The organism is Geminocystis sp. CENA526, from assembly GCF_050753365.1.
Taxonomy (GTDB): Bacteria; Cyanobacteriota; Cyanobacteriia; order Cyanobacteriales; family Cyanobacteriaceae; genus Geminocystis.
This window is the reverse complement of sequence record NZ_JBLZFY010000163.1, coordinates 1-5,998: the sequence shown is the minus strand read 5'-3', so window position 1 is coordinate 5,998 and position 5,998 is coordinate 1. Positions and strand designations below refer to the sequence as shown.

Annotated in this window: 3 protein-coding genes; 1 reads left to right on the top strand and 2 read right to left on the bottom strand. The window is 32.3% G+C overall.

All coding sequences use genetic code 11. The features are described from left to right. Positions 1–41 precede the first annotated feature (41 nt). Positions 42–1,214 (bottom strand): glycoside hydrolase family 10 protein, encoded by a 1,173-nt coding sequence (locus tag ACN4EE_RS21705; protein ID WP_431708598.1) that lies wholly within the window; start codon positions 1,212–1,214, stop codon positions 42–44. Between the two features lie 489 nt (positions 1,215–1,703). After that, a complete protein-coding gene (locus tag ACN4EE_RS21700; RefSeq protein WP_431708597.1) occupies positions 1,704–4,487 on the bottom strand; it encodes a class I SAM-dependent DNA methyltransferase in 2,784 nt (927 codons plus the stop codon). Between the two features lie 124 nt (positions 4,488–4,611). On the opposite strand from ACN4EE_RS21700, the gene ACN4EE_RS21695 reads away from it, so the two are divergent. Next, a complete protein-coding gene (locus ACN4EE_RS21695; RefSeq protein WP_431708596.1) occupies positions 4,612–5,892 on the top strand; it encodes a TldD/PmbA family protein in 1,281 nt (426 codons plus the stop codon). The last annotated feature ends 106 nt before the right edge of the window (positions 5,893–5,998 follow it).

Genomic DNA, 5,998 nt, shown 5'->3' with positions numbered 1-5,998 from the left:
TAATTGTTAATTGTTAATTGTTAATTGTTAATTGTTAATTGTTAATTGTTAATTGTTGCCCGATCGAGCTTTTGATAGAATAAATTTTTAAAGGAAGATTGTCTTTCTTGTACGATTTCGGGACCAAAATTCCAGAGGCTTTCATAGAAGAAAAAACTCACTCCTCCAAAGCCTTTTTCTCTAGTGGAATTAACCTGTTCATTAATTAAATCTAAGGGGATCGATCGACCCTTTAAGCCTGTTAAAATACCGATAGCAGTGGGAATATGATCTTTAGCTAAAAGTAAATCTTTTTGGGCTAATTCTTTATTAAAAGAGTCCATATTATTGCGATAAATTTGAACAATTAATTCCTCAATAAAACCTTTTCTTTCCCACTTCGCCCAATCCATTAAAAACTCATTTTTAGAAAACTCTTGAGGATTAGGAGAAACCGATACAATTACATCATTTTTTACCTCTTTTATTAGGTGGAATAAAGTCTCCATATAATTAGTAATTTTGTTCGATCGCCACTCTACCCACTCAGGATTTTTTCTGTCTAAAGGAGGAGATTGTCCTTGATGCTCTTGACGATATAATGTAACGGTATAATCATCATAACCGAACTCGGAGGGATAGCCAAAATGATCATCAACTTGGATACCTTCAATGTCATATTTACTGACAATTTCTAAGATTAAATCCGTGATAAAACTTTGTACTTGGGGATGAAGGGGATTTAACCAAACTCTTTCATGGACATTGCCTTCTAACCAAATAGTACTACCATCGGGTCTTTTTGTTAACCATTCGGGGTGCATTTTTGCTAGTTGTGAATCCGCAGGCGCCATGAAGCCAAATTCAAACCAAGGTATCACTGCCATATTTTTATCGTGCGCTTCTGTGATAATTTCTGCTAATAAGTCTCTGTTTTGTAAGCCCTCGGTAGGATCAAGTTTTATCCCTATAGTGTCTTCCATGACTTTACTAGGATATAAGGTATAACCCCAATTCCACACGGTGGGATATATACTATTAAAGTTTAATTTAGAGAGGGTTTCGATCGAACTTTTAGTTTTTTGCGCAGAAAATAAAACATCACTATCAATATTGGTTAACCAAACGCCTCTAATTTCTTTATTTTTGAGAGGTTGACTATGGGAAAATTGGCTAAAACTATACACAAAAATACAGGTAAGGAAAAATAAGAGAATTAATCGTAAAAGTTTCATAAAAAAATAGTAAAAAATAGTAATTTTATTTTGTTATTAACATTAAGATACTGTTATTGATTGAGTTAACCACAATTTTTAAACTGCGAGAATTTAACTATGATACTCAAAATAAAGATGTCGGTGTTGTGCAGTAACTCGCTTCGCAATAAATTGACGAAGCTAATAGCGAAAATCTACTAAAGTGATTTAATAAACATTGTTTTTAATTAAAATATTTCAGCAATATGTTTTTATTTTATTTCTGAATTTAGTCGCTTTAGCTGACTTGTGCTGTTAGCCATGAAATTTATTTCTTGGCGAGTTATGCTACACTACCTAAAGTTATCGTTTATTCACAAATCGTTGATTTTGTCAATTTTTTTCAACATTCATTTCTTAGCGGATTATGATACATTACCTAAGTTTATCGTTTATTCACAAATAGTTAATTTTGTGAAACTTTATGTAACAAAATCATTGCCACAAACTTATTTATTTCTTGGTAAATTATTTTGTAATACTTTTGCTACGGGAAGAAGGTTTTTTCTTGTCAGTTTTTAATAATGGTGTTGTCATATTTTCGTATAAATTAAACAAAAATTCGATGCGGTTTAATTCACTGGAAAAAGGTTGTTTTCTATAGCATAAATCCACTGCTTTGTCAAGGTTTTGATGGGCTTTTATTAAGTCATTAGGCATGGTTAATCGATCGTACAAATCCGCTAAACTACTATCAGGATAATTGTTTCTAATATCCAGTATTTTTTGAGCTAAATTTGCCACTTTTTCCCGTTGTTTTGTCGTAACATTTTCAGGAAAAGGATAGTTATTATAAACAATAGTATTAGAATAACGATAACGACTTTCTAGTCTTCCACAAACATATTTAACCCAAGTCATGTGCATTTCTGATGTTAAGATTCCAAATAAAAATAAATCTGCATTAGGAATACAGCTACAACTATTAGCTACGATATTATCTTTACAAAAAAAACCAATAGGAATATATTTTCTATTTTCAGAGGTTAATAAAGGTATAAGTATATAATCTGTATTAGGTTGTCTAATTTCGCCAAAAAGAGTAGGAAAATTAGCTAGTTTTTTTGTTGCTTCTCTGTTACTTTCTAATCTTAATTGTTGAACATTTTTTACCCTTTCATTCATATACTTTAATTGTTTTAATTCTTGAGGTTGAATATCTACTAACCAAAGACAAAAACGTTTTTCATTATTAATAAATTCTTTAGCACTTAAAAAAGGTTTAATATATTTTTCTGCAAGAGGTTCGACTTTTAATAATTCTTGTTTTTCTGCTTCAGTCAATAAAAAGTTTCCTCCATCATTAGGCATATTACCAAAGTTAATTTCAGACACATTAGAAAGAGGTTTTTTGCGACTTGAGATAATTAAATCATTACCTTCTACTAAATAAGGGTTGATATTTTTAACCTGAATTTCTGTAGCTTCCCCTTTGATATTTTCATAGGAAAAAAGACGTTTATTATCAATATTTTCTAAACCAAAACCAATAATAACACAATGGACACCTGCATTATTTTTAGCCTCATTACTCCAAGAAAAAGTACGGTGGGCGAAGTGAATTTTTATCTTATACTTAGTGTATAATTCCTGCCATAAAATTCCAACTTGTTCGCCCTGAGAAATGGAATTTGTACTAACAAAAGCGCAACGAATTTTAGTATTTTGGATAAACTGAGAGGCTTTGAGATACCATGCACAAACATAATCTAAAACCCCTGCATTTTTCACCCCATTAAACACTAAATTCATGTCAGCTTTTTGCTGTGAATTTTGATAACTTTTGCCCACAAAAGGAGGATTACCTAAAATAAAATCTATGCCATTCTCCCCCTTTAGTAAGGAGGGTTGGGGGGGATTAATAATATTTTTCCAATCGATTTGTAAAGCATTACCATGAATAATAGTAGCGGATTTAAGGAGAGGTAAACGCACAAAATATTGACCAAATTTATTACTAACTTTAACATTCATTTGATGATCAATTAACCATAAAGCAACTTCTGCAATTCTCACGGCAAATTCATCGTATTCAATGCCAAAAAATCGATCGACATCAACTTTAATGAAGATATTTATATCAATAAATTGCTCTTGTTTATACAACTCTTTTAAGACTTTTATTTCTAATTCCCTTAACTCTCGATAGGTGATAATTAAAAAGTTACCACATCCACAAGCAGGATCAAGAAATTTTAAATTAGCGATTTTTTCGTGAAATTCTTTAAGTTTATTTTGATTATTTTTTATCTTGTCAAATTCGGTATATAAATCATCTAAAAATAGAGGTTTAATAACTTTAAAAATATTTTTTTCAGAGGTATAATGAGCGCCTAAATTACGTCTTTGATTAGGATTCATCACCGCTTGAAACATCGAACCAAAAATAGCAGGGGAGATTTTTCCCCAATCTAAACTACAGGCTTTTAACAACATTTCTCGCATTTCACTATCAAAGGAAGCAAAAGGCAATCTTTCACTAAACAATTTGCCATTAACGTAGGGAAATTGAGCTAAATTTTCGTCTAAATTTTTGAGTCTTTTATCTTCAGATTGATCTAAAATATCAAAAATAGAGGCGAGGTGCATAGCTAAATCGCTTCCGTCTTCTTTGGTATGCAAATCGATATATTCTTGAAAAATTCCCTTGTTAAAGATATTAGTATCGTCAGCAAATAAACAAAATAATAATCTTACTAAATAAACTTCTAATTCGTGACCATTATAACCGATTTTCGCCAGTCGATCGTGCAATTCTCCCATTAATTCGGCGGCTTGGATATTGACAGGATCGCCTTCTTGATATACTCTTTTTTCATACCCTGCAATAAAGTCAAATAAGTGGACATTATTAACAAAATCTTTTAATTCAAATTCGTTGATTATGTCATTATCTAAATCATATAAACGGAATTTTTGAAAGTCGGAAACGAGAATATATTTAGGCAATTCATACTCTTTTAATCCTTGAAAATAATCTAAGGCTTGTTGATAGGCTTTATCTAAATTTTTGCCCTTTGATTTATGCTCAATTAAAATAACTCCTTGCCAAAATAAATCGATAAATCCATGTTTATTGTTTAACTTTTTCACAGATTTTTCAAAGGTAGCAACCCGTCTTCGGGAAATACCAAAAACATGAAAAAATCCATCCCAAAATGATTTTGCTTCGGCATTTTCGGAGGTTTCATTAGCCCATTCATGGGTAAAGTTAATGGCACGATTTTTGATTTCATTCCAACTTAAAGGCATGGTTTTAGCAAAGTATTAATGATGAGATAATAAGGGGTAGAGAGAAATTTTTTATTAACTATAATATGAATAAATGATAAGATAATAAAGAAAAAATATATATAGATAAAATTTAGTTAAATTTATGTTGGCAGAAGAATTATTGGCGTTAACTCTCAAAAAAGGTATTAATGATGTAGAAGTATATCAAGTAAATTCCTATTCTCGTCCTCTTTCTTTTGAAGCCAATCGTTTAAAACAAATTGAAAGTTCACAAACTACTGGTATTGCTTTAAGATTATGGCACAATAGTCGCCCTGCTTTAGTGGTTGCCTACGGGGATTTTAATGCTGATGATTTAATTACTAAAGCTATGACTATTTCTGCATTAAATGAGCCTGAAGAATGTCTTTTAAACCATGAAGCAAAGTTAATCTATCCTAATTCTACCTCAGAACCTGATGTGCAATCTCTGATTACCCAAGGGAAAAGTTCGATCGAACATATTACGGAAAAATATCCAGATGTGATAGTAAGCCTTGATATAGAGTGGGAAACGGAAACTACTACTTTGGTTAATTCTAGGGGATTGTATTGTCAACAAACCGACAATAGTTATTCGGCATCCTTGGGAGTGGAATTAGTGCGAGATGAAGACTTTTTAGGTATTTATGATGGGGTATATAGTCATCAATTCCTTGATTTAATGCCGATGATGGAGACAATTATGCAAAAATTACAATGGGCGCAAAAAAACGCTACTCTCCCGAAAGGAAAAATGCCCGTGTTATTTACTCCTAATGCCGTTGTCACCCTTTGGGAAACCGTCAGCGAAGCCTTAAACGGCAAGAAAATTCTTGATAAATCATCCCCTTGGAGTCAATCACTGGAAAAACAAGTTATCTCCCCTTGTCTTAATGTGAGTCAACAACCTAATTTACAACCCTATAATTGCCCATTTGATGACGAAGGCACAATTACTCAATCTCTGAATCTCATTGACAAGGGTATTTTAAAGAATTTTTACACTGACAAAAAAACTGCTAAAAAATTGAATATCCCTAATACGGGTAACGGTTTTCGCCCTAGTTTGGGTAGTTATCCTACTCCTGATTTAGTTAATCTTGTCATCGATAAGGGTAACTTTTCTTTTCAAGAGTTAATCAAAAATATGGGCGATGGTATTATTATTGATCAAATTTTGGGAGAAGGCGCAGACATTTCTGGAGATTTTTCCTTCAATATTGATTTAGGCTATCGAGTCAAACAAGGAGAAATTATCGGTAGAGTTAAAGACACCATGACGGCGGGTAATGTTTATCAAGCCTTACTTAATGTTAGCTTATTAGGACTCGATCGAGTTTGGAGTGGTTCGTGTTATACCCCTTCGATCGTAATTGATAGTTTATCTGTTATAACAGAATGATATTCGTGACATCTCCCACACTGACCTAACGGTACAGATGTGGGCTTCTTAACTTCGCAATTAAGAGTTTCTGCTTCACAGGACGGCACTAGCCTTACAGACAAGT